Genomic DNA, 23851 nt, shown 5'->3' on the forward strand with positions numbered 1-23851 from the left:
GCCTTACAGCCTGTGCGCCCAGACGGGAAATCGCGTGGCTTATCACTAAGCGGCGCGCTTTTTGCCTTGCATCAGGCCCAAATCCGACGAAACGCGATCCGGAAATAAAACGTCAACAGAGCCTAGGTGAGAAGCCGCGTGTTTAGCGGCGCTTTTTTCGCTTGACGGCTTTTTTGCCACTACCTTGATGCCGGCCGTATTTGGTTTTCTTGGATTTACTGGAACTCTTCGCCTCGGATTGACTGCTGCTGGATGACTTATCCTTCTCTTCGGCGGATGCTTGGGCAATCAACTGCTTGAGAATTGGTGAACGTTCCGAGACGGTTTCCTGACTCACGCGGCGCGCCCCATTGAAGCGCTTGTGCCAGTAGGAGTCGGTCATCCGCACCACCTGGATTTTGCCGCCGGAAGACGGGGAGTGAATGAAGCGATCGTCTCCCAGATAAATGCCGACATGCGAAAACTTACGGCCCAGTGTATTAAAAAACACCAGATCCCCTGCTTTCAGATCTTCTTTTTCGATCTCATCCCCCAGCCGACTGATCGCAAAGGCATTGTGAGGGAGTGCGATATTCAGCGCCTGCTTGAAAACGTAGCGGATGAAGCCACTGCAATCGAGCCCGGTTTCGGGAGAATTGCCGCCATAGCGGTAGGTCACACCGATCAGGCCCATTGCCTGCAGCAAGATATCCTGCGCCAGATCCATCGACTCTTGCTTGGCCTTGCGGCTTTCAGCGAGCTCCGATTTTTCAGTGCGAGAGCGTTTGTCGACTTTCTCGGGTTTATCTGATTTTTCTGGCTTTTCAGCCTTTTCTACACGTTCAACCTTCTCGGTTTTTGCTGCACGTTCGACCTTGTCGGGATCGACTGCAGGTTGGCTGGTGAAGGTGTCGGTATCCTGTTTGTCTGCGAGTTTGAGAGTCTCGTCCGTATGGCCTAAAGGTGTAGCGATTGTCGCGACCAGACCTGCGGCAATCAAATGCCGGATAAATGTGTTTCGAATCATGCTATATCGGTTCGGGCGCCGCGGAAGGCCGCTAGGATAATGGCATCGAACCTTCGCGGCAACGCCGCCTGGGCAAGCGCGGCTTGGCACTAGCCGCTACAATCGGGCTTATGCTGCGCGAAACCATCAATCTCATGCGCGACCTGCCGCGCATCCGCGAAATTATCGGAACGCTTGCTAGACACGGCTTCGGCGATTTGGTTCGTCGTATGCGACTCGAACGGACGTTCGAGCGTGCTGGCGAGATGTTGCATATTCCCCGCGACGAAAACAGTTCCCCGCTTGAACCGGCTGAACGGGCCCGCCGTGTGCTGGAAGAGCTGGGGCCGACCTTCATCAAACTCGGCCAGGTGCTGGCAACGCGGGTCGATGTCTTTCCGCCTGAGTGGATCAGCGAGTTTGAAAAGTTGCAGAGCGAAGTACCGCCGCTGCCTTTCGAACAACTGATTCCCGAGCTGGAAGCCGTGTGGGGCAGGGCGCCCGATACCATTTTCCGAGAGCTGGATCCGCATCCGATCGGGTCGGCGTCTATTGCGCAGGTGCATCGGGCACGTCTGGTTGATGGCACGCCCGTAATCCTGAAAATCCGCCGCCCGAATATCGTGGGCAAGATTGATGCGGATTTGCGCATCCTGCGCCATCTGGCCGGGGTGATCGAATTTGAGTTTCCCGAGTCGCGTCGTTACCAGCCGGTTCGTATCGTCGAGCAGTTTTCCCGTTCACTCAAACGGGAGCTGAATCTTGCGGCCGAGGCACACAATCACAGCCGCTTTGCCAAAAATTTCGCGAACTCCCCGTTCATTGTCATTCCCGAAGTGTATTGGGATTGGACCAACGAGATCGTCAATGTCCAGAGCTATGTTGCCGGTGTGCCCGGAAACGATCTGGTGGCAGTTGGCAAGGCGGGGCTGGACAGGCATCTGCTGGCGAAGCGCGGCGCCGATGCCGTCTTGAAGATGATTCTGATCGACGGATATTTTCATGCCGATCCACACCCCGGTAATGTGATTTATCTGCCGGAAAACCGGATTGCCTTTATTGATTTCGGCATGGTTGGACGGCTGCCGCATCCGCGTCGTGACGAAATTGTCGATCTGCTGGCGGCACTGGCCGGGCGTGACGAGCAGGGCATTCTGGCGGTATTGATCGAGTGGACCGGCGATGCCATGGTGGACGAGGGCAAGCTGGGCTCGGATATTGCCGAGCTGATCTTCAACTACGAAAACCTGCCACTCAAAGATATCCGCTTTGGCAATCTACTGAACGACGTGATTGCCATCATGCGCGAGCATTCGATTACCTTGCCGGCTGATCTGACCCTGTTGTTCAAAGCGTTGATTACCCTCGAAGGTCTGGGCCGGCAGCTGGACCCCAATTTTCAGATGGTGCCCCACCTGACGCCGTTTGTCCGTCAGGTCATCATCCATCGCTACATGCCGGCAACACTGGCGCGCAAGGGGCAGCGCAGCCTGATCGAGATCGCCAATATCGCAGGCGGGCTACCGCGTGATGTAGCACGGCTGCTGAAGGCAGCACGGCGGGGCAAATTGCCGATTGATCTGGATCTGAAACGGCTTGACCATTTTGGCCAGCAACTCGACAAGAGCACCAACCGGCTCACCTTGGGGATTGTGACCGGTTGCCTGATCATCGGATCATCCATCGTCATGACTGTGCCGGCCGGCCCAAGACTGTTCGGGCTACCGGCATTTGGCCTATCCGGCTTCCTGATTGCCTTTTTCAACAGTATCTGGCTGATCTATTCGATCTGGCGTTCCGGCAAGGATTGATTCATGACCCCCCCCTCCTTCTGTCAACACGACTTCCCGTTCCATCCTGATAACCGGGTGTTCGACCGGAATCGGTGAGTATGTGGCCCAGGCTCTGGCGCAAGAAGGCTGGCAGGTATTCGCCAGCGCAAGGCAGATGGCTGATGTGGAACGTCTGCGTGCGCAGGGCTTGAACGCGTTATGGCTGGATGTGGACTCGACCGAGTCGATCACCCAGGCCGTCGAGCAGGTACTGACTGCGACCCAGGGACGGCTGTATGCCTTGTTCAACAATGCGGGATTCGGTCAGCCGGGGGCTGTCGAAGATCTGCCGCGTGTTGCCTTGCGTGAGCAGTTCGAAACCAATCTGTTCGGTGCCATCGAGCTGACGAACCAGCTTTTGCCCGCCATGCGCCGTAATGGCACAGGGCGGCTGTTGTTCAATAGCTCGGTACTGGGTTTTGCCGCCATGCCCTATCGTGGCGCCTATAACGCCAGCAAGTTTGCCATGGAGGGTATGGTCGATACGCTACGGCTGGAATTGCGCGGTACCGGGATCTGGCCGGTGCTGATCGAGCCGGGGCCGATCACCTCTCGTTTCCGGGCGAATGCCGAAGCGCGTTTTCATCGACATATCAACGCTGAAGCCAGCGCCCATTACGATGTTTATGCCGCCATGCAGGCCCGGCTGGCCAAACCAGGCCCTGCCAGCCCCTTCACACTCGGGCCGGAAGCTGTGCAAGCCGTGGTGCGTAGAGCGCTGCTGGCTCACAAGCCGGCAGCGCGGTATCGGGTGACGACGCCGACACATCTGTTTGCTTGGGCAAAGCGCCTGCTGCCGACTGCACTGCTGGATTGGCTGTTGATTGCCGGAGCCGGCGAAGAGGCCCGCAAGCTGCGCTAGGCTACTACTGGGCGGCCTGCTCCCTGCAGGTTGGCACCCGACCCGACCAAGCTAGCGACTGCAAACCTAGCCCACTAAACGGCGCGCTTTTTGCCTTGCATCAGGCCCAAATCCGACGAAACGCGATCCGGAAATGAAATGTCAACAGAGCCTAGGTTTTGGCCGGATCTGGGCAGGTGAACGCCTTGATTGGTGACCGCATCAGAAATTCGCGCACGATTTTCTGCTCAACCTCATTGCGTTCATTCAGCTGGATCGGCAGCCGCAACTGCAGATGAATTTTGCCGGCTTCCGGAATCAGCACCGACACCCGTGGCTCGGGAGATGGGGTGTCGAACCAGCTGCGCTCTGTAAGGGCACGCAAATGCTGGCGCGCAGATTCCAGCCAGGGTTCGCAGATGGCGTTGGCGATTTCCAGCAAGATTGCCTCGGCACGTTGCCAGTCGGTATCTGCACAGAGCGGGATGGTGATGTTATGAACCGTGAATTCGCCCATGAACGATTCTTTGAACACAGGCTGAGTCAGTAACAGACTATTGGGAAAGATGACAGCGCGCCCGGTCATCAGCGGCGCGCCCTTGCCGGCAGGGGAGTATTCGATCAGCGTGGTCGAGAACCAGTTGATGTCGATCACCGTGCCGCGATAGCCGCCCACCTCAATCCGGTCGCCAATGGCGTAAGCATTGCCGCCCCCCCGATAGACCGACCCCGAAAAGCAGAGGATCAGTTCCTTGGTGGCCAGCACAATCGCTGCTGCCACGGCCAGCAGCGATACCATTGCCGAGCGCAATTCCGGCCCCCAGATCAGCAAGATACCCGACAGGAACAGCAATAACAGGCCATTGCGCAAATCGACACGCCAGCGACGCCGAGTCTCCAGATTCAGTGCCTCGTTGGTGGAGATTGCCCTGACCGCCCAGTGGCGAACGCCGACAATCAGGAGTACCAGGCAGACAGTGGCGATCAGATCCAGGGCTAGCGAACGGCTTATCAGGGCAAAGTTGATCATTGCGCGGGCTTAGTAGATGCGACGGGCGAGATTGGCTTTGTGCAAAATCGTACTCGCCAGTTCCTCTATCGACTTGCTGGTGGTGTTGAGGTAGGTCACCCCGGCATTGCGCATTAACGCCTCTGCTTCCTGAATTTCAAATCGGCAGGTGTCCAGCGCCGCATAGCGGCTATCCGGCTTGCGTTCAGAGCGAATCTGCTGCAGACGCTCGGGGCTGATGGTGAGTCCGAATAGCTTGTGCTTGTAGGGATGCAGTAGTTTCGGAAGTGTCGGCTTGCCAAAGTCTTCCGGTGTCAGTGGATAGTTGGCGGCCTTGATACCGTACTGCAAGGCCAGATACAGGCAGGTTGGCGTTTTCCCCGAGCGCGATACACCAACCAGGATAATGTCGGCTTCGGCCAGATCCGGCTTCATGCCGTCATCGTGCGACATGGCGTAATTGACCGCTTCAATCCGCTGGTTGTACTCCTGAAAATTCTGAATGCCATGCGAGCGGCCGACGGTGTGGGAAGACTCCATAGCCAGCTCGGCTTCAAGTGGCGAGATGAATACCTCGAAGAAATCCAGGGTCAGCGCGCAGTCGATATGAATCAGATGGCGGATTGCCTCATTGACGATCGTGCTGAACACCAAGGGCCGGATCTGATCTTGCTCGGCGGTCTGGCGGATGCGCTCAGCGACCTGCGCGGCCTTCTCCGGGCTGTCGATGAATGGCAGCGTCACCCGCTTGAATTCAATCCCTTCAAACTGGGTCAGGAGCGAATGACCCAGCATTTCGGCGGTAATGCCGGTGCGGTCAGAAATAAAAAACGCAGTGCGACGGTGCGGCATGGCAGCGATCCTCGACGGGCATGGAATGTGACGATCTTGCCACAAAGGCATACCTGGCCTCCAGCCACGGCAGATACGGCATTTCCGCGACAATCCGAGCCTGATTGCGCATTGCCATGTTGTGCTTGCGCAACAAATGATCGGTTGGCATCACGAGTTTGCACCGCACAAAAAAATCACGATATTTTGCTCAAATGTCCGTCACTTCACCGTTTGACGCAGGTTGCTTGCTGTCTTCGAGGGGCGAAACAAGCTAAAATCCAGTCAATTTCGTGTATCCCCGATCCATTACAGGAAACAGACAATGGCCGAAAATTACGTCGTTTGGTTCGACCAGCTGCGCATGACCGACGTCGAAAGCGTGGGCGGAAAGAACGCCTCTTTGGGTGAGATGATCAGTCAGCTCGCCGGTGTGGGAGTCCGTGTGCCGGGTGGCTTTGCCACTACCGCTACCGCTTTCCGCGACTTTCTCTCCCATGCCGGTCTGGCTGATCGCATCCACGAGGCCCTGACCTCGCTGGATGTCGAAGACGTCAACGAGCTGGCCCGCGTCGGCGCCCAGATCCGTCAATGGGTCGTAGATACGCCTTTCCCCCAGAGACTGGATCAGGACATCCGCAGCGCTTACGCCAAGATGATTGCGGACTCCGGAGCTGAAATCTCTGTCGCCGTGCGCTCGTCTGCCACGGCTGAAGATCTTCCCGATGCGTCGTTTGCCGGTCAGCAGGAGACCTACCTCAATATCAGCGGTATCGACAACGTGCTGGTTGCCATCAAGCATGTTTTTGCTTCGCTGTATAACGACCGTGCGATTTCCTACCGTGTTCACAAAGGGTTTACCCACGCCGAGGTTGCCCTGTCTGCCGGTATCCAGCGCATGGTGCGTTCAGATTCCGGCGCTGCCGGTGTCATGTTTACTATCGATACCGAATCCGGCTTTCAGGACGTCGTGTTCGTCACTTCCTCCTACGGCCTGGGTGAGACGGTGGTGCAAGGCGCGGTCAATCCGGACGAGTTTTATGTCTACAAGCCGAATCTGAAGGCCAATCGCCCGGCCATTCTGCGGCGTTCACGGGGTTCCAAGCAGATCAAGATGGAATTCTCGCCCGAAGCGGTTGCCGGCAAGTCGGTGCGTACCGTGCCGGTGTCGGATGTGGATCGCAACCGTTTCTCGATCACCGATGCCGAGGCCGAGGAGCTGGCGCGCTACGCCCTGATCATCGAAAAGCATTACGGGCGCCCGATGGATGTCGAGTGGGGGCGCGATGGGGTCGATGGCAAGCTGTATATCCTGCAAGCCCGTCCTGAGACCGTGAAGTCTCAGGAAGATCGCGTTGAAACCCTGCGTCGTTACCGTCTGAAGAACAAGTCCACGCTGGTGGCATCTGGTCGTGCCATTGGCCAGAAGATCGGCCAGGGCGTGGTCAGGCTGATCAAGAGTGCGGCTGAGATGGACCGTGTCAAACCAGGTGATGTGCTGGTGACGGATATGACCGACCCGGATTGGGAGCCCGTCATGAAGCGTGCTGCGGCGATTGTGACCAATCGCGGTGGCCGCACCTGTCACGCCGCCATCATCGCTCGTGAGCTGGGTATTCCCGCTGTGGTGGGTTGTGGCGATGCGACTCGCTCGCTCAAGGATGGCGACTATGTCACGGTCAGCTGTGCTGAAGGCGATACCGGCAATATCTATGAAGGCAAACTCGATATCGAAATCATCGACCTTGCCTTGGACAAGATGCCCGCTTCGCCTGTGAAGCTCATGATGAACGTGGGGAACCCTGAGCTGGCGTTTGATTTCTCTCACCTGCCGAACGAAGGGGTGGGGCTGGCCCGTCTGGAATTCATCATCAACCGCATGATCGGTGTTCATCCAAAAGCCTTGCTGGCTTACCCGAATCTGCCTTGGGATCTGAAACACCAGGTCGATGAGAAGATTGCCGGCTACCCTGGTGCCGTCGATTTTTATGTCGAGAAGCTGGTTGAGGGGATCGCCACCATCGGTGCCGCCTTCTATCCGAAGAAAGTCATCGTGCGGATGTCCGACTTCAAGTCGAACGAGTATTCGAACCTGATCGGCGGGCAGCAGTACGAGCCGCACGAAGAGAATCCGATGATCGGCTTCCGGGGTGCTTCGCGTTACATCGCCGAGTCGTTCCGCGATTGCTTCGAGCTGGAATGCCGTGCCCTGAAGAAAGTCCGCGATGAAATGGGGCTCACCAATGTTGAGGTGATGATCCCGTTTGTTCGGACCATCGACGAAGCGCGACGGGTGGTCGAGCTGCTCAAGGAAAATGGTCTGGAACGCGGCAAGAACGGCCTGCGTCTGATCATGATGTGTGAAATCCCGTCCAATGCGATTCTGGCCGAGCAGTTCCTGGAGTTCTTCGATGGATTCTCGATTGGCTCGAATGACATGACGCAGCTGACGCTGGCGTTGGATCGCGACTCCGGTGGCCCGATTGCTTCCTTGTTTGATGAGCGTAACGAGGCAGTGAAGGCGCTTCTGGCAATGGCGATCAAGGCTTGTCGTGCGCAAGGCAAATACATCGGTATCTGTGGCCAGGGGCCATCGGATCACCCGGATTTCGCCAAGTGGCTGGTTGAGCAGGGCATCGAGACGGTGTCGCTGAATCCTGACACAGTCGTTGAAACCTGGCTGTATCTGGCGCGTGAACTCAATCAGTAATCAGTCTTCTCGCGTATTGTCACCGGCACAAAGGCAACCCTCGGGTTGCCTTTGTGCATTTTGTCCGGGTGCTCGAAACCTCCACTGAGCCGCACTGGGTGCCGATTCAACGTCGGTCATGGTGGCGGTTACCACCTTGCCCTTCGATTTGGTGTTGATCCCGTGCAGGGGATGGCGGCGGCTCGCTTGGCTGACGCTCTTCCAGCGTAGAGGCAGGGGAAGGGGAGGGTGGTGTAGTCGGTTGCATTTCCAGATCGCGTGGGTTGGCCGGGGATGGAGGGCGCGATGGGGACGGTGGCATGGTGTCTTCCGGCGCCCCAGATGCCGGTGCGCCCGCCACTTCCAGCGGAATGCCGGCTTCGTTGGGGCGACTGCTGCGACGGACACCGCTTTCGTCGGGGCCACGCCGTTGGTTGGGATCCCGTTTCTGGCTTGCCGGCCCCTGTTGGCCCTCGATCGGTGCATCGCTCCCTACCTGGCCGATGTGACGATCTGATGATTCCCCTGTGGTGCGGGCAGGGTAGTGATCCGCCTGATCATGTACCGGATTGCTGTCTCCGGTTTCCAGTTCATTGTGACTGGCGCGAGGGCGTTGTTGCCCGGTCACCGTAGATGCCCCATCTTCGATATCGCTGCCGGCGCGGGCGGGTCGGTTGTCACTGGACGACGGATTGCTCGCTCCAGCAGAGGGAGTGTGGCTCCCTTCATATTGCCCCTCTATCCCCGCAGAACCCCCGCCACCCGCCGCAGATGGGGTGGGGGGACTGCCGCTGGCGGGTGCCATATCGGCTTGTGCATTGGCGCGTTGGTCGATAGTGCCTTGGCCGCCGACGCCTTCCAGATCTCCTTGCGGTGGCAAGCTATCCGATTCCGAGCGCCCCTTGGGGGGGCGACCGGCGCCCGCGCCACTGGCAGCACCGCCCGCTGCGGCGCGCTGGCCACCCCCGGCGCGGTTGCTATTCATGGCGGACATCACGCCCTGAGCACGGTGGACAACCCCTTGCGCACCAGATTGCATACGGCTGGAAGCCGCAGATTCGCCAAGATCCGGAATGCCGGCACCGATCCAGCGCAGGATGTGATCAGGCAGCGTTTGGGGCAGGGCGAACAGCATGTATAACACCGGCATCAGCAGCATGCCGTAAGCCAGTAGATAGAGCAGGATCGACAGAGGGCCGAACCAGCTGCCGGCGGTATTGGCTGCCATGATCTGAATGAAGACGCTGTTGATATACCCGACCACGGTATCAACCAGGACGATGGAGGTAAACAGGCCGAAGATCATCAACGAAGGGCGGCTGAACAAGGCGAAAATCATCAGATAACCTTGCTGCTGACCACCAATGAAGGAGCCCTGGCTGGGCGTCAGGTGCATCATCGCCCACAGCGGGGTGGCTGCCACCGCCTTGATTACCGCCACCAGCCAGCCAACCACACCGATGGTAAAGATGGCGTAGGGCAGCATGGGCAGGTAGATGGAAAAGTAGTATCCAACCAGCAGGCCCCATTCAGTCAGACGGTCGAGCATCGGGAAGGCTGCGCTGGATAACACCTGATATTGATTTCCTGCGGCTTGCGTACCCGGCATGCCGGCCTGTGTCATGGCATTGACGGTGGCGCCGCCTGCCTGGGTGGCGAGACTGAGCTTGGCCAGCATGGCGGCTTCGGAGTACTGCAGGACGACATCGCCCACCAGCTTTAGCCGGTCCAGGACATTTTTTTCTCCAACCAGCGAGTGAATGAGCCAGCGCGTCATCGACTCCCCCATGGCGGACGAATACTGCTTGAGGGCGAATTCGACGTCTCCCGAGGCAATGACATCCCGCGCCAGAAAATCTGCGGCAGCGGGGATGACCTTCATGTCCAGGCCCAGTTTACCCTTATCCGACGACAACTTGAGTTCAAGCTTGGCCTGGGGTGGCTTTTGCAGATATTCGTTGTTGGCTTGGCTGATGATGGCGTTAGTGATGGTTTCGTAGCTGGTTTCGACAAATTGCCGGCTGGGATCAATCGGCAGCCGTTGGAAATTTGGGCGTGTTTGCGCCAGCTTCAGGCGGAATTCGCCCTGAATGGCGTTCTGGATGGCGGCCAGCTGCAGATTCCATCCGCCGGCGCGTGACCAGCCCTTGGCGGCCAGATCATCGGCCCAGCCATAGCCTTCGGGCATTCTGGACCGTGAACCTCCGCTGGAAGACGACGCAGACAGCTTTTTCGACCAATACTTTTGCAGCTCTGGAATGATGGGTGCCTTGACCTGCACCTGAAGTGGGCCGAGGTCCACCTCGGCCAACTGCCAGTCGCCCGACAGCGCTCGTTCGTAGCGCTGGGCAATGCAATTGAGTTCGGCCACGTCAACTCTGGTGGTGTTGCCCGGCTTGCTGGTTCCTCCAGACGATGTTGTCGAAAGGCATTTCTCGGTACTGCCCCCACTGCCCCCTGGCCCGCTGGGGGCACTCTGGCCGACATAACCCGGCATGATGACCGGCAGATACGCATCGAAGACATAGGCGCTATAGCTCTGTACGGAATCGAGCATAGTCTGGGTGGCATAAGATTGCTTGGCCCGGATCAGCTGACGAAACAGGAAGACCTGGCTATCCAGTTCGCTGCCTGGCAGATAAAAGCCGAGCGTATCTTCAAGCAGGGTTGAGACCGGATTGCTGGGGCCACTGGTGACCTTTCCTTTGTCCTTATTGGGGGAGGAGAAAATCATCTTGCCGCAGATGGGCGTGCCCCCACTCAAAGAAGTGGGGATGCCTTGACTGATGCGGTCGTCGGCCCAACGGACGCTGGCCCAGTTGCCGAGCAGATCATTGGGATTGGTAATGTCGTTGTTGAGGCGCGCAACCGACGCGTTGTAACCGTAATTGATGGACCAACGGCAGATTTCTGACCGAAACACCGCCATCACCGCATCGCGTGCGCCGATTGTTGGCAGATCCAGGCTGACAGGATCGTATTGATAGGTTTTGGCATAAGTATCCAACCCCGTCCGGTAGACATCGTTTGCCAAACCCACGCTCCAGATCACCACCTGCAATAGGCCGATCTGGATCAGCGAGAAGCCGGAGGCGGTCGGCAGCAGCATGGAGGCACCGAGCGCCATGCGCAGCGGGGTCCATACTGCTGACCAGCTGCGCCCCATGGCTTCGCCATCGTTGGCGGTGTTGGCCACCCCGATGATCAGCACATAGGTGATGATCATCGAACCGACCAGTAGTAACCCGCTGTTGAATACGCCAAACATGGCCCCCAGTACGGTGACGGTGCCATCGCCGGCATTGCCGGCATTTTCGAGCAGCCTGTCGATAACCGTGCCGAAGATATCCCGCAACATTTGCAGGGAAGGATCATCTTTATCGGGGTTAAACATAATGGACTCAACCCGGAATTGGCAAAATGGCTGGTTTAATCGTAGTACATCATTGATTTTTCATGGTCAGGGCTATGGAAATAAAACAATTTAATAAACAATGAGGTGTGATGTTTTTATTTTGTTGGTAAATCTGTTTTTTGTATAAAACAGCGAATGAACATTTGTTGGGGTTTGAATAAAACAATAGCCCGCATTTGCGGGCTATTTGAAATGGAGAGTTATGTGCAGGTTCGGTTGATATTTTTCTGGAAACAAAACCTCTATAGAACCTAATTCAGCCGGGCCCCCACATGCAGGGCGATGGCGGACTGAGCGGGGATCGTCATGGTCAGCCGGCCATCCGAGTTGACGGGAATGGCGTTGGTGCAGACGCCATTGCCGGCAATCGTCAGGGCATCGCAGTAAACGCCGCCAGGCAGGCTGGTTTCAAAGGTGCGCGAAACGGGTGTGGATTCACGGTTGATGGCGACAAACCCCTTGTTGCCGCGACCAAATGCAATGGCGTTGCTGCCGTTATCCCACCAGTTGCTGATGGAGGTACCGGCGACCATTTTGCGGAAAGCCAGCATGCGGGCCACGGCGGTGACGCGATGCTCACAAACCCAGCGGCCTTTGCTGATGGCACCATCCACTTTGGCAGGGCAGTCCGGCGTGTTGTCATTGACGTAGACCGGACGAGTAACCCCTCCCGCACTGGCTGGTGGACCAGCATCGGTGCCTGCCTTGCTGCCGCGATCAAAACTGTAGCCCGACATGATCGACGGGTAACCATAAGGCTGCGCCAGCATGTAGATGGTGGCGAGGTGGTAGAGCGCGTCGTCGGCGTAATACAGACCGTCACTGCGCTGAGTGTCATGGTTATCCACAAAGACGACGGCTTTATCGGAAGGCATCAGCCCCCAGCTTTTCTCATTGAAACGTGCAGGATTGAGGTCTGCCAGCTTTTCTCCTTTGGTATTGAGAAATTTGCTGCCGATACCACGGAATTTGAATTCGGTGATGTCAGAGGCGCCAGAAGAGTCATAGGCCACACCGTAATAGTCGCTGGCTTTAACCGCTTCCCCGCCATTGTCGATGACTTCCAGAAAGTAATAGGGTAGGGGCCGGCCGGCGGCACTGAGTGTGCTGTTGACCTTGCGCAGGATGTCATTGAGTTCGGCCGCGTTGATATGTTTGGCTGCATCAATCCTGAAGCCGGCTACACCCAGCCGAGCCAGCTCAACCAGATAGTTGCTGATCTGTTGCTGGACATTGGAGCCCCCAGTGTCCAGGTCAGCCAGCCCCAGCAGCTCGCAATCCTGCACGTTGGCAGCGCTCTTGTAGTCGCTGACGCTGCAGGCGGTGTGAAAGTCGCTACGCGCGTAGAGCGACGGGTAATCGTACTTGCTGTAGGGGGTGCCGTGACTACCCGTGCCAGTGCCGGCAGTCATGTGGTTGATGACGGCATCAACATAGATGCCAACCCCTGCCGCCTTGCAACGGCTGACCATATCGACGAATTCGGCCCGGGTGCCACTGCGGCTCTGGTCCAGACGGTAAGACACGGGCTGATAGCGTTGCCACCAGGGGTAGCTTGCGCCACTGCTGGCTGCTGCAATGACCGCGTGTTCATTGGGTGGCGATACCTGCACGGCTTTGAAGCCCCTTGGCCCCAGATAGTTTTCACACTCGCGCGCGACATCGGTCCAGCGCCATTCAAACAGATGGACAAAGGCATCGCCTGCCGCGCCGGCATTACTGGCGCGATAGGTGGCGGGCACGGTTCTGCGTGAAGGCTCGGGCTTGGTACCACCCCCTGTCGAGCCGGAGTCAGAACCTCCACTACAGGCAGTGAGGACAAGCGCGGATGAGACGAGCAGACAAAGCGGGCGTCGCATGGGATCTCCTTGCAGGCAAATCCAGCGAGTGTGCTTTCAGACGAAATCGGAGTCAAATTACCGGGCCTACAACCTGAAGCCCGGCGCGACCGGAAACAAAACGTCAACAGAGCCTAGACAAACGGCCCTGATTGCCGGGTAAGCAATCAGGGCCGTTTGGGGCTGACAGGGGGCAATGGCGTGTATCGCGCCCTGAGCAGTGGGTTCAGGCTGCTGAGCTTTGAGCGATGTCCTGAGTTCCTTCATATAGCGCACGGGCGATTGGGCAGTGAAACTCCAGATCGCGCATGGCGTATCCGCGTTGCAACAGCCAGTACCACTGGCCATCTGGCGCAGGGGCAAGACCAGTGTCGGCGTAGCCCGCGCGATGCAGGGCTGCCAGCAGCGGCGGGAGCGCGGCGTCGAAGCGGATACGCAGATGAATCAGGCGATTGCGGGGCAGGCGGGTGATTTCTTCAACGCTTTCCGCGCTGGCATGCTCCAGCGTGACATCCACCCGCTTGCCGTGTGCCGAGATCAGCATCGGGCGATCCAGCTGGCGATCACCGCTTGAAAGCGGGCTGCTGCCAAAGCGCTCAACCAGAGGCTTGATCCAGCTCGCGGTCTCGCGACCCGTATGGCATTGCGGAATCGGCCGATCCTGCAGGGGCATCACGCCAATCACGACACTTTCGCGACCATCGTTACCAAACGGTGATGCGACGTAGTCCAGCAGCAGACCCGTGGTCTGAAAGCCAAGTGTGCGCGCAAGCCGCTGCGTTTGCGAATGGCTCGATACCATCTTGATGGTCAAGGTGGCCAGCCCTTGCTGCCGTGCATACAGGCACAAATGCTCACCAAGGCGGGTGGCAATGCCCATGCCGCGTGTCGAGGGATGGGCCACGATCATGGCAAGCTCGGCGCTATCCGGGCCGGCAGGGTCTTGCCACAGAATGGCGTGACCGACGATGCGGCCTTCCAGCGTCGCGACAGCGGTGCGCCAGAGCTGTTCAATATTGTGATGACGGATCATCGAGGGCAGATAAACGTCCGGATAGACGTAGTGCTCACCATAAACGGCCGAGAACAATGCGCTGACGCCTTCGGCATCGCCTTCCTGAAAGTCGCGGATTACGACAGGTGCTGCTGCGGGCTTCATGCGGCACCTCCGGGTTGTGCGCGGTAATCGCGGCGGTCGATAACGCGCTGCAGCTTGCCAGTGCGGGCTTGTAGAACCAAGGCCGCCTGACTGCACCATTCCACCGCCAGAACGGTCTGACCATCAGCCATTTGCTGGGCGAGGCCAGGATCTTTCGCCTCCAGGGTGTCGATCAGCTGCTGGGCCTGTGCTGCAGTACCTTCATGGGCAATGCGCAGGCATACCTGATCCTTGCCATCGCGGTGATCAATGACCAGTTGCCAGTGGCACTTGCCAACAAGCTGCTGAATCAGCTCTGACAGCTCATCGGGGAACAGCGAGGCGGCACCGACACGCAGGCGGTGGCCAAGGCTGCTACGCCCCAGCAACACAAATTTGCGCTCAGAACTGCCTTCCGGTTCGACCCAGGCGGCCAGATCGCCTACCGGGTAGCGGATCAGGGGCATCAGGGCGCGGGTCAGGTTGGTGATGACCAGCATGCCGCTGCGGCCGGTTTCGCGAATGACTTCGCCGCTGGCTTCGTCAATGATCTCAACGATGGTTTCGGGCTCGAAGCACCGATGTTCGCCGAGCTGGCAGTCGGGCGTGGCAGCACCGATCAGGCCGGCATCAACGCTGGCGCAGCCAATCGAGGCAATGCGGGCGTTGGGGAGTACGCGATGCAGCAAATCCAGCTGTTCGGCAAACAGGCTTTCTCCGCCATAGAGCAAGGCCGTGACGCAGGGCAGCTGGATGTCCTGGCTGGCCAGGTCGGCCGCATAGCGCAGCAGCTGGGCGGGCACACCAACCAATACGTTGATGTGATGGCTGAGAATCTGCTCGGTCAATGTTTTGGGGTCTGCTGCCCCGGTGAACGGGTACTCACACACCGGTGTATCCATGTGGGCGAGCGAGCCATGAATGAACAGGAAGCTCGCGTAAAGGTCGCCTGCAAAAAACAGATTGGCGATGCGATCTCCTGTATTGAGCTGACGGGACATGCCGCGACCAAACGTGCGCACGAAAGTCCGCCATTCCTCGCGGGTGTAGACCGACATTTTTCCGCTGCCGGTCGTACCGCCAGTCTTGAAGACATGGGCGTCGGCGATAGGGCCGGTCAAGGCCGGCCAGTCGTGCAGGCCACCATTGTTTGCCCAGTACTGGACGGGATCGACCAGAGGCAGGTCGTTGATCTGCCAGCCTGTTGTCGGCACATCGCGATAAAGTTGCGCGTAGTAAGGCGAGTGATGGCGCGCAAAAGCCACCAGGTGTTCTAGCTTCAACATGATTTTCTGTGACTCCCCACCGCTGGCAGGATCCCGGTCGGATCGTGTGCGGCGTGAATAGTCTTCTTTGGTTTTCAAATAATCGGTTTTCATTGGGCTTCTTCCCACTCTTCTGCCTAGGGGGTAACCGGGGCAGCGGTGGCGAAGTCGGGTTGCCTGGTCAGCCACAATGGGTAACTGTGGGCTGACCGTAGTTCACTCAATTTACTTTTCAGCGACGGCGGTCCATCACCAGCGGGGTCTTGCCGCTATGGGTGTGCCGCTCGAATTCGGCTACCGGGCGGCTGGAGACTTCCAGCTCCAGTAACTCGGTATCGAGGCCGAGTTTCAACTCCGGATCGGTGCTGACTCGGGCGCGTACCGCTTCGGCATCGCCATCAGCCAGCAGGCGGATGCATTCGCGGCCGGCTGAACCATATTCGAGGATCAGCTGGATCGGGACTTCGGCCAGGGCGGCCAGCTTCTGCGGCTGAACAAACATGGTGCCGATACGGATCAGCGCGCCATGACGGCCCTGCAGCTCGAAGCGTGGGCTTTGGGCGCCGCAGGCGCATTCGCCATCAACCCAGCGCCCCAGATCGCCGATTTCGTAGCGGACGACTTTCTGGCCTTCACGGGCCCGGGAGGTAAACAGCAGGCGGCCGGACTCTCCTGGCGCCACGGGCTGGTCGGTCTCGGTATCGACGATTTCCAGCCACTGGGTATCTGTCAGCAGATGGAAGACGCCATCCGGGCTGGCATGGCAGGCATGGCCAAGTGGGCCGGCATCGACCGAGCCATAAATCGCCGAGCGGATGGTGGTGACGCCAAAGCTGGCAATGAACTCGCGCTGGCTGGCACCGAGGTGCTCGCCACCAAGCATCAGTTTTTTGATGCCGCCATAGGCACGCAATGTCTTTTCTTCGCGTACGAACAGCTGATAAATCGTGCTGGGCATGCCGATCAGGGTGTTGACCTTCTGGCTGACGATCACGCTGGCGATTTCGCTGTAATCATCATCATTCGGACCACCCATCGGGTAGTGGGTAACTCCCAGCTTGTCGAGCAGGGTGAAGAAGCTGAGCAGGCCACCGTACAGATTGCCCGCGTACAACAGGTTCAGCACACGGTCGCTGGCGGGTTCGATACCGGCCGCGAACAGGCCATCGGCAGCGGCCTGCATCTGACGGTGGTAGTCGCCATAGCTGAAGCCTGCGAGCTTGGGCACGCCGCTGCTGCCGCCACTGCGGAAGAACAGCTGGGCACCATCGCGCATCGAATCATTCAGGAAGGCGGCTTTGTCCATGACGGGCTGACCGACGATGCTGGCAGGTGCCACGGGGGGCAGATCCAGCGTGGCTTGCCGTGGCAGCATGTCGGCGGCCAGCGTAACCGAGACGCGACGTGCCAGGCGGCTCAGGGCATACACGCCATCGTGTGGCTCGCCGCTGTAACCCTCGTGCATGGCCTGCATGGGGGCCAGACGGCCTACGCCCGCAGCAATCAGGGCATGGCTGAGGCCCGCCATGTCGGCAGCATTGGCCACCAGGCCGCAGCTCTGCAGGCGGGTGCGCCACGGGCGCAGGGTGTCTACCAGACGGGCTCGGGGCAGAGGCCGCAACAGCACGCTGCGGAACAGTGGCGATGGCTCGATGGCGGCTTCGTGCTTCCAGATGATGCGCCAGCCTTCGCCAGTCCAGATCCGGCTTGGCACTGCACCAAACACCTGGTCCAGACGCGTAAAGGCCAGACGGCTGGTGATGTCGGCGGCTTCCTGTTCGCTGGGTGTCAGCGCGGGCCACTGACTGGTGCGGCGGGCCATGGCTTCGGCCAGTTGTTCACCAATTGCCTGCAGGGTGGCTTGATCATCGCTATCTACAAAGACGACTTGTGGGCTGGAACAGGCTTGCTGGTCGAAACGGCAGACTTCATCGGCTACGGCGTCCAGTGCGGCGCTGTCGATGGCATTCGGAACCAGATAGGCAAAGCTGATCTTGTGTCCCCAGTCGATCCAGCGGCAGCCAGCGGGCAATTGCTTGCGAATGGCTTCCAGGGCGCTATCGCCACCCCAGGCCGAGACGCCATCGGCGTGAACCATCAGCTGTGGCAATTCGCTGGTCTTGGCGGGGGTGACGGCAATGAAGTCGGCCAGTTGACCACTGGTGTCGCAGCTGAGGAAAGCCTGCAGCAGGCGTGCATTGATGCCGGCATCGCTGGAGCTGGGGCGTAGCCAGTTGACGTTGCCCAGCAGCAGACTTTCCAGAATGGCAAAGAAGGGTAGCAGGGGGGCATTGGCCGGCGTGACATGCACCACCAGGCCCAGCGGGCGCCATGCCTCGAAATGGGAGGCGCGGTAATCAATGCGGCGCAACGAGAAAGGCTGCTCACCCAGTTCGCGCTTGAGTTTGGTTTTCAGGCTGGCGGGGGTGCAGAAGGCGGCAATTTCGTTACGTGCGGCGGCATCGACTTCGCTGCCGAGATCGAATTCACCGGCAGTCAGTCTGGCGGCAAAGCGTTCGGCAGTCGCCAGAACGGTTTCGATGTCGCAAGGTTGACCCAGTGCAATGGGAAGCCGTGCAGTCAGGCTGTTCAGGGCCTGATCAAGGCTGAGGGTTGGGCTGAGTTGGCCGTTGATGAGGTACATGGATCAGGACTCCCGAATCAGTTCAGAGGCGGCAAGGGCGCAGCTGCGGGCCTTGCTGGTGCTGGCACGTCCCAGCAGTTCAAACCAGTCTGTGGCAATACCGCAGCCACATTCATCGGCGCGGTGCAAGACGGCGAGGTCACTCATGACCACGCTATGGGCCGGGCTGGAGGTGATGTAAGGCGACACAAATTGGATGAAACCGCGCTGGCCGTAGTCCTGCACGGCAAACGTTGCGGTATCGCGGACATAGGCACGGGCATAAACCGGTACGTGAAAGCGGTGATTCGAGCACTCGACGTAAGGCACGCAATGCTCAACCGAGCCGTAACCATCGCGGCAGCGAATGTCGGGAATACCCAACTGTTCGCCAAGACGGGCATAGAGCTTGGCCTTGGGGATTTCCTGGTCGGCGTGGGTCTTCCAGCCTCCGCCAAAGAACACCAGTGAGTCGGGATGCAGCTTCAAGGGCGGCAGCCCCATCTCGCGCATGCGCTCCAGCACAAACCACATGAAGGCAGGGAAGCCCAGAATGCGCACGGGGGCGCCATCTTCAGCAAACTCCTGCAGGGCGCGGATTACACCAAACGGATCAAACTCATTGCCCTTGCCGGTGTGGCGCAGGGCATAGACGGCGCGCTTGACCGGCGCGTACTTGCACAGGAACTGGTCGGTATAGGCCGTACCCAGTGTGATGGTGCCGGCGGGCTCGTAGCTCAACAGCAGATAGTTGCAAGGGGTGTCGGGTGTTTCCCAGCCATAGTGGCGGAAGATATGGTCAACCATGCCTTGGGCTGCACCGATGCTGCGGTCGTCATAGCGCATGCGGCTTTTCTGGCCGGTGGTGCCGGAGGAGGTCAGCTCCAGTGCTTCCTTGCCCGATTCGCTCAGCAGCAGGCGCTGTTTGAAGTAGTTGGCAAAAATGGGTGGCAATTGCGACCAGTCCGGATTGGCGCCGAGGGTGTTGATATCAAAGCCATTCGCCGCAAGCCATTCGGCATAGTGGGGGCTGTGCTCATTGTGGTAGGCCACGATCTCACGCATGGCGGTATCAAACAGCCGATCGGTGTCGGCACTGGCTTGGTAAGGGTGGTCGAGCGCGCAGAGGGCGTCGACGTGGGCGAGGTTCGCCACGGCAATTCTCCTGGTTTGTATGAATTCGGTCTGGTGCAGTCGGGAACCAAATGGGGTTGGCTCCCGACGGCGTTGGGGGCTAGCTGGCTTGGTTGGCCAACGCCGGCTCAGGCGGCTTGACCAACACACGAGTGATCGGTAAGGCGGCGGCAAACGCAGGGATGCTTGCCGCGATGATGTAGGCGGTCAGACTGTTTCCGGCGCCCAGGCTGGCCAGCAGCGAACTGCCGAGGCCGAAAATGGCAACCGAGATCATGCCGAGCATGGCCGATACGGAACCTTTGCCGCTTTCACTGGAGAACAGCGTGATGCGATAGAGGGTGGCATTGCAGATGCCCAGGCCGAAGGCGTAGAGCGACAAGCCGCTGATCAATGCAATGACATGGCCGGTGGCCAGTGTGGCAGCCAATGCCAGCGCGAGGCCGCCTAATACCGGGATCAGAGCCAGACGCACCAGCTGTTCGATCTCAAATTTCTCGATCAGGAAGTTGAGCGCAAAGTTGCCGGCGATCAGCGCGCCAAAGATGGGCAACTGCCACAGCGCGTATTCCGTCGTACTCATGCCAAGGTTGTGCATCAGTAACAGGGGGGACAAGGCAATCCAGGCCAGCAGCGGCAAGCCGGTCAGGCCCAAGGCGATGCTGCCGGACATGAAGCGGCCATTGCGCAGCAGGTCGAGATAAGCACTGGCAATGCTGCCGATATGCAGGGGCTGTGGCTCCAGACGGCTACCATCCTTACGCGTGACTCCAATGGTTTCCGGCATCAGGCAGTACAGCCCCAGCCAGACCAGCACGCCGAGCAAGGCAATGGCCAGAAACAGGGTACGCCAGGACATGACGGACAGCAGGGCACTTCCTACCAGCGGCCCAAGCAGCGGCGAAAGCAGGGCGATATTGGAGAACATGGCCATCAGCTTTACCGCGTCTGATTCGGCAAAGCCCTCCTGCAGGGCGGGGTAGCTCACCACGACGACAAAACCCAAGCCAATGCCCTGGATGAAGCGCAAGGCGGTGAACAGGCGAATGTCGGTCACCCAGGGGGTGGCCAGGCAAGCCAGCGCAAAGCCTACGCAACCGATCAGCAACAGGGGGCGACGACCAAAGCGGTCAGACAGCGGGCCGATCAGCCATTGGAAGGCCACGCCACCTAATAAATAAGCATTGAGCGAGAGTGGAACGTAACGGGTGTCTGCGCGCAGATCGTTGACGACGCTCAGCATGCCAGGCATGACGACATCGCTGCCAACATAGGTCAATAATTCGAACAGAGATAACAGCAGGCAAAACAGCAGTGCGCGCAAAGGCGAAATGGGTAGTAGCGAATTGGGCATCAATTGTTCAGTTCGGTGGTCTGATAAATGTGGCCAACTGGGTAAGTTGGGCTTAATTGTGCTGTGCATCATAACTGAATTTGCGATTTTTTTGAAGAGAAATTTGTGTTTATATTCTTTGTGTTACATCATTTTGATGATAAATGACCATTGGATTGCACAGCACTATTGAGCCAATATTTCAGAATTGTTTTGTCAATTGGATGTTTTCCCTAGCACGTAAAATTGAGGGGTAAATACCGACAAAAAAGGTGAACTATCTAAGTTGATGTCGCATTATCGATATATCCAAATGGACTATTTTGATAAGAGAGCGTTCTTAAGCGGCCTTGCCGGTGGGGTGTCTTGATGCTGTCAAGTCATGGCGGGGCGTCAAGAGCCTAGCTATAACAGAGTGAGAATGACGAACCTGGATGTGGCGTGATGGGAAAAGGCTGGCTGGCTGGCTTGATAATGGTGATGGCGGGTACCGCGCAAGCCGAGTTGTTGCGGGTGGGTTTTGGTACCAACAAGCCGCCTTATATCTTTGAAGCGGAGAAGCGCGGTCTGGAAGTGGACATCATTGAGCAGGCGGCACTACGGGCCGGGTACGAGATCGAGCCCTTTTTCGCACCGCTGGAGCGCCTGCACCAGATGCTGGGCAGGGGGCAGCTGGATGCGATTGCCACTACGAATCAGATGAGTGGTATCCAGGCGCATTATTCAGCCCCCTACATCCAGTACCAGAACTTTGCTGTGGCACTGGCCTCGCGGCGGCTGGAGATACGCACTATCGCCGATCTTGGCAAATACTCGGTCAGCGCATTTCAGCGCGCACGATTTCTGCTCGGATCGGAGTTTCAGGCAATGGCGAGCAGCAATCCCAACTATCGGGAGGAAGCTCAGCAGATTGTTCGCAATCGGCTGTTGTACGCCGGCCGCATCGACGTGATTGTTGGCGACCGTCGCATAATCGAATATTTCAATCGGGAAGTGGGTAATCTGGTCGATGTCAAACAACCGCTTACCTGGTTTGCCATCTTTCCGCCTACGCAATATCAATTGGGTTGCAAGCTGGCGACGCAATGTGAGCGCTTCAGCGATGGCTTGCAGGCTTTGCGCAGCAGTGGGGCGTACGAGCAGATCGAGAAGCGTTATGCCGCTTTCTGATCTGTGGGCCTGATGTGGCGGAGATGGGGGGCGCCATGCGGTTGTTTGCTTGCACGGCGCGCCCGCAAGCCCGGCAGGTTGCCGGGCCGGTCTGGTGAATGGTGGCGGTAGCGCCACTCACTATTAAAAGCTATCGGCGGGTACTCGAATCCAGCCTTCCATAAGAACCCGTGCGCTGCGGCTCATGATGGCCCGGCTGACGGTCCAGTCACCATTGATTTGCTTCGCCTCTGCGCCAACCCGCAACGTGCCGGACGGGTGGCCGAAACGTACGGCAGTGCGTTCGCCGCCGCCCGCCGCAATATTGACCAAAGTGCCGGGGATCGCGGCGGCTGTACCGATAGCCACCGCACAGGTTCCCATCATGGCGTGGTGTAGCTTGCCCATCGACAGTGCCCGTACCTGCAGATCAATGTCCTTGCCCGCCACGGTTTTGCCGCTCGATGCCTTGTAATCGGCAGCGGGGGCCACAAAGGCGATTTTCGGGGTGTGCTGGCGGGTGGCGGCTTCGTCCAGCGTCTTGATCAGCCCCATGCGCAAGGCGCCGTGGGCGCGGATGGTCTCGAAGCGCATCAGCGCGGCGGTATCGTTATTGATGGCTTCCTGCAGCTCACTGCCGGTGTAGCCGATGTCGGCTGCATTGACGAAGATGGTGGGGATGCCGGCGTTGATCAGGGTGGCTTTGAAAGTGCCGACGCCTGGCACCTCAAGGTCATCCACCAGCCTGCCGGTCGGGAACATCGCGCCCCCGCCGTCGCATTCCCCCTCATCGGCCGGATCGAGGAATTCGAGCACGATTTCAGCGGCCGGGAAGGTCACGCCATCCAGTTCGAACTCGCCGGTTTCCTGCACCTGGCCGTGGCTGACCGGCACGTGGGCGATGATGGTCTTGCCGATATTGGCTTGCCAGATGCGCACGGTGCAGACGCCGTTTTCCGGGATGCGTGCCGGGTCAACCAGTCCGGCATGCAAAGCAAAGGCGCCGGCTGCGGTGGATAGGTTGCCGCAGTTGCCGCTCCAATCGACAAAGGCCTTGTCGATGGAAACCTGACCATACAAGTAGTCTACATCGTGATCAGGCCGCGAACTTTTCGACAGGATCACGCACTTGCTGGTGCTGGAGGTAGCACCACCCATGCCGTCGATATGTTTGCCATAGGGGTCGGGGCTGCCAATGACGCGCAGGAACAGCTGGTCACGGGCGGGGCCGGGCTGTTGGCAGCTTTCCGGTAGATCCTGCAGGCGGAAGAACACACCTTTGCTGGTGCCGCCACGCATATAGGTGGCGGGGATCTTGATCTGGGGGGGGAGTGTCATGGGTGCGCGTTTCCTATGTTCGGCTTGAGACCCTCTCTTCCCCGTATGGAGGAGGGGGCTTTTTAATTAACGGTTGTAGCCAATGGCAGGATCTTTGGCGTTGAGCGCCTTGATGAATTCCTTTTCCTTTTTGTTCAGGTCTTTAACCATCACGTTTTCGGCTGAGTAGAGAATTTCCTTACTCACGGTGTAGGGTATTTGACCGTTAAGGTACTCACCCATATCGGCGAGCATGTCTCGTTTTCCTGCTTTCGGTGAACCAAAGTACTTAAAGAAGTCCATGTTGGCCGTAGCGGCGGTATCTCGACCCACATAAATTTTGCCGTTGGGAAAAGTGACCTTATACACACATCCCCAAGGGATGATGTTGGTGCCTTTCTGTGTCATGGGCTCAACTCTCAAGTTGTCGAAATAGTGCTATCGCTGCTGCC

Annotated in this window: 16 protein-coding genes; 4 read left to right on the forward strand and 12 right to left on the reverse strand. The window is 58.5% G+C overall.

What is annotated here, in order from left to right; genetic code table 11:
- Positions 1-142: 142 nt before the first annotated feature.
- Positions 143-979 (reverse strand): C40 family peptidase, encoded by an 837-nt coding sequence (locus tag PZA18_RS13955; RefSeq protein ID WP_284101470.1) that lies wholly within the window; start codon positions 977-979, stop codon positions 143-145.
- A gap of 137 nt (positions 980-1116) precedes the next feature.
- On the opposite strand from PZA18_RS13955, the gene PZA18_RS13960 reads away from it, so the two are divergent.
- Positions 1117-2796: an ABC1 kinase family protein gene (locus tag PZA18_RS13960; protein ID WP_284101471.1), complete on the forward strand. Its 1680-nt coding sequence runs from the start codon at positions 1117-1119 to the stop codon at positions 2794-2796.
- 43 nt (positions 2797-2839) lie between these two features.
- On the forward strand, positions 2840-3679 hold the full coding sequence (locus tag PZA18_RS13965) for an SDR family NAD(P)-dependent oxidoreductase (protein ID WP_308447389.1): 840 nt from the start codon (positions 2840-2842) through the stop codon (positions 3677-3679).
- A 151-nt stretch (positions 3680-3830) separates the two neighbouring features.
- Here the strand turns inward: PZA18_RS13965 and PZA18_RS13970 are convergent, their stop codons facing one another.
- Together PZA18_RS13970 and ppsR are read right to left on the reverse strand one after the other, a co-directional pair.
- A complete protein-coding gene (locus PZA18_RS13970; protein ID WP_284101472.1) occupies positions 3831-4688 on the reverse strand; it encodes a mechanosensitive ion channel family protein in 858 nt (285 codons plus the stop codon).
- 9 nt (positions 4689-4697) lie between these two features.
- Positions 4698-5519, reverse strand: a complete 822-nt coding sequence (ppsR, locus tag PZA18_RS13975) for a posphoenolpyruvate synthetase regulatory kinase/phosphorylase PpsR (RefSeq protein ID WP_284101473.1) — start codon at positions 5517-5519, stop codon at positions 4698-4700.
- Positions 5520-5823: 304 nt separating this feature from the next.
- Here ppsR and ppsA point away from each other — a divergent pair, with 304 nt between their 5' ends.
- Positions 5824-8208, forward strand: coding sequence for a phosphoenolpyruvate synthase (gene ppsA / locus PZA18_RS13980; protein WP_284101474.1), 2385 nt, complete (start codon positions 5824-5826; stop codon positions 8206-8208).
- A 106-nt stretch (positions 8209-8314) separates the two neighbouring features.
- Here ppsA and PZA18_RS13985 read toward each other — a convergent pair whose 3' ends face one another.
- The 7 genes from PZA18_RS13985 to PZA18_RS14015 form a co-directional block, all read right to left on the reverse strand.
- Positions 8315-11581 (reverse strand): DotA/TraY family protein, encoded by a 3267-nt coding sequence (locus tag PZA18_RS13985; RefSeq protein WP_284101475.1) that lies wholly within the window; start codon positions 11579-11581, stop codon positions 8315-8317.
- Between the two features lie 272 nt (positions 11582-11853).
- Positions 11854-13461 carry an alpha-amylase gene (locus tag PZA18_RS13990; RefSeq protein WP_284101476.1) on the reverse strand — a complete coding sequence of 536 codons (1608 nt, stop codon included), beginning with the start codon at positions 13459-13461 and terminating at the stop codon, positions 11854-11856.
- A 205-nt stretch (positions 13462-13666) separates the two neighbouring features.
- Complete coding sequence (locus PZA18_RS13995; RefSeq protein WP_284101477.1) at positions 13667-14599, reverse strand: GNAT family N-acetyltransferase; 933 nt, start codon at positions 14597-14599, stop codon at positions 13667-13669.
- Positions 14596-15864 carry a phenylacetate--CoA ligase family protein gene (locus PZA18_RS14000; protein WP_284101478.1) on the reverse strand — a complete coding sequence of 423 codons (1269 nt, stop codon included), beginning with the start codon at positions 15862-15864 and terminating at the stop codon, positions 14596-14598. The genes PZA18_RS13995 and PZA18_RS14000 overlap by 4 nt, the downstream gene beginning before the upstream one ends.
- A gap of 211 nt (positions 15865-16075) precedes the next feature.
- A complete protein-coding gene (locus tag PZA18_RS14005) occupies positions 16076-18487 on the reverse strand; it encodes an aldehyde dehydrogenase family protein (protein WP_284101479.1) in 2412 nt (803 codons plus the stop codon).
- Positions 18488-18490: 3 nt separating this feature from the next.
- On the reverse strand, positions 18491-19621 hold the full coding sequence (locus PZA18_RS14010; RefSeq protein WP_284101480.1) for a LuxE/PaaK family acyltransferase: 1131 nt from the start codon (positions 19619-19621) through the stop codon (positions 18491-18493).
- A gap of 79 nt (positions 19622-19700) precedes the next feature.
- Positions 19701-20954 (reverse strand): MFS transporter, encoded by a 1254-nt coding sequence (locus PZA18_RS14015; protein ID WP_284101481.1) that lies wholly within the window; start codon positions 20952-20954, stop codon positions 19701-19703.
- Positions 20955-21377: 423 nt separating this feature from the next.
- Here PZA18_RS14015 and PZA18_RS14020 point away from each other — a divergent pair, with 423 nt between their 5' ends.
- Complete coding sequence (locus tag PZA18_RS14020) at positions 21378-22103, forward strand: substrate-binding periplasmic protein (protein ID WP_284101482.1); 726 nt, start codon at positions 21378-21380, stop codon at positions 22101-22103.
- A gap of 123 nt (positions 22104-22226) precedes the next feature.
- On the opposite strand, the gene prpF is transcribed toward PZA18_RS14020, so the two are convergent.
- Positions 22227-23420: a 2-methylaconitate cis-trans isomerase PrpF gene (gene prpF / locus PZA18_RS14025; RefSeq protein ID WP_284101483.1), complete on the reverse strand. Its 1194-nt coding sequence runs from the start codon at positions 23418-23420 to the stop codon at positions 22227-22229.
- A gap of 66 nt (positions 23421-23486) precedes the next feature.
- Complete coding sequence (locus PZA18_RS14030; protein WP_284101484.1) at positions 23487-23807, reverse strand: GIY-YIG nuclease family protein; 321 nt, start codon at positions 23805-23807, stop codon at positions 23487-23489.
- Positions 23808-23851 lie beyond the last annotated feature (44 nt).

The organism is Parachitinimonas caeni, assembly GCF_030129945.1.
Classification (GTDB): Bacteria; Pseudomonadota; Gammaproteobacteria; order Burkholderiales; family Chitinimonadaceae; genus Parachitinimonas; species Parachitinimonas caeni.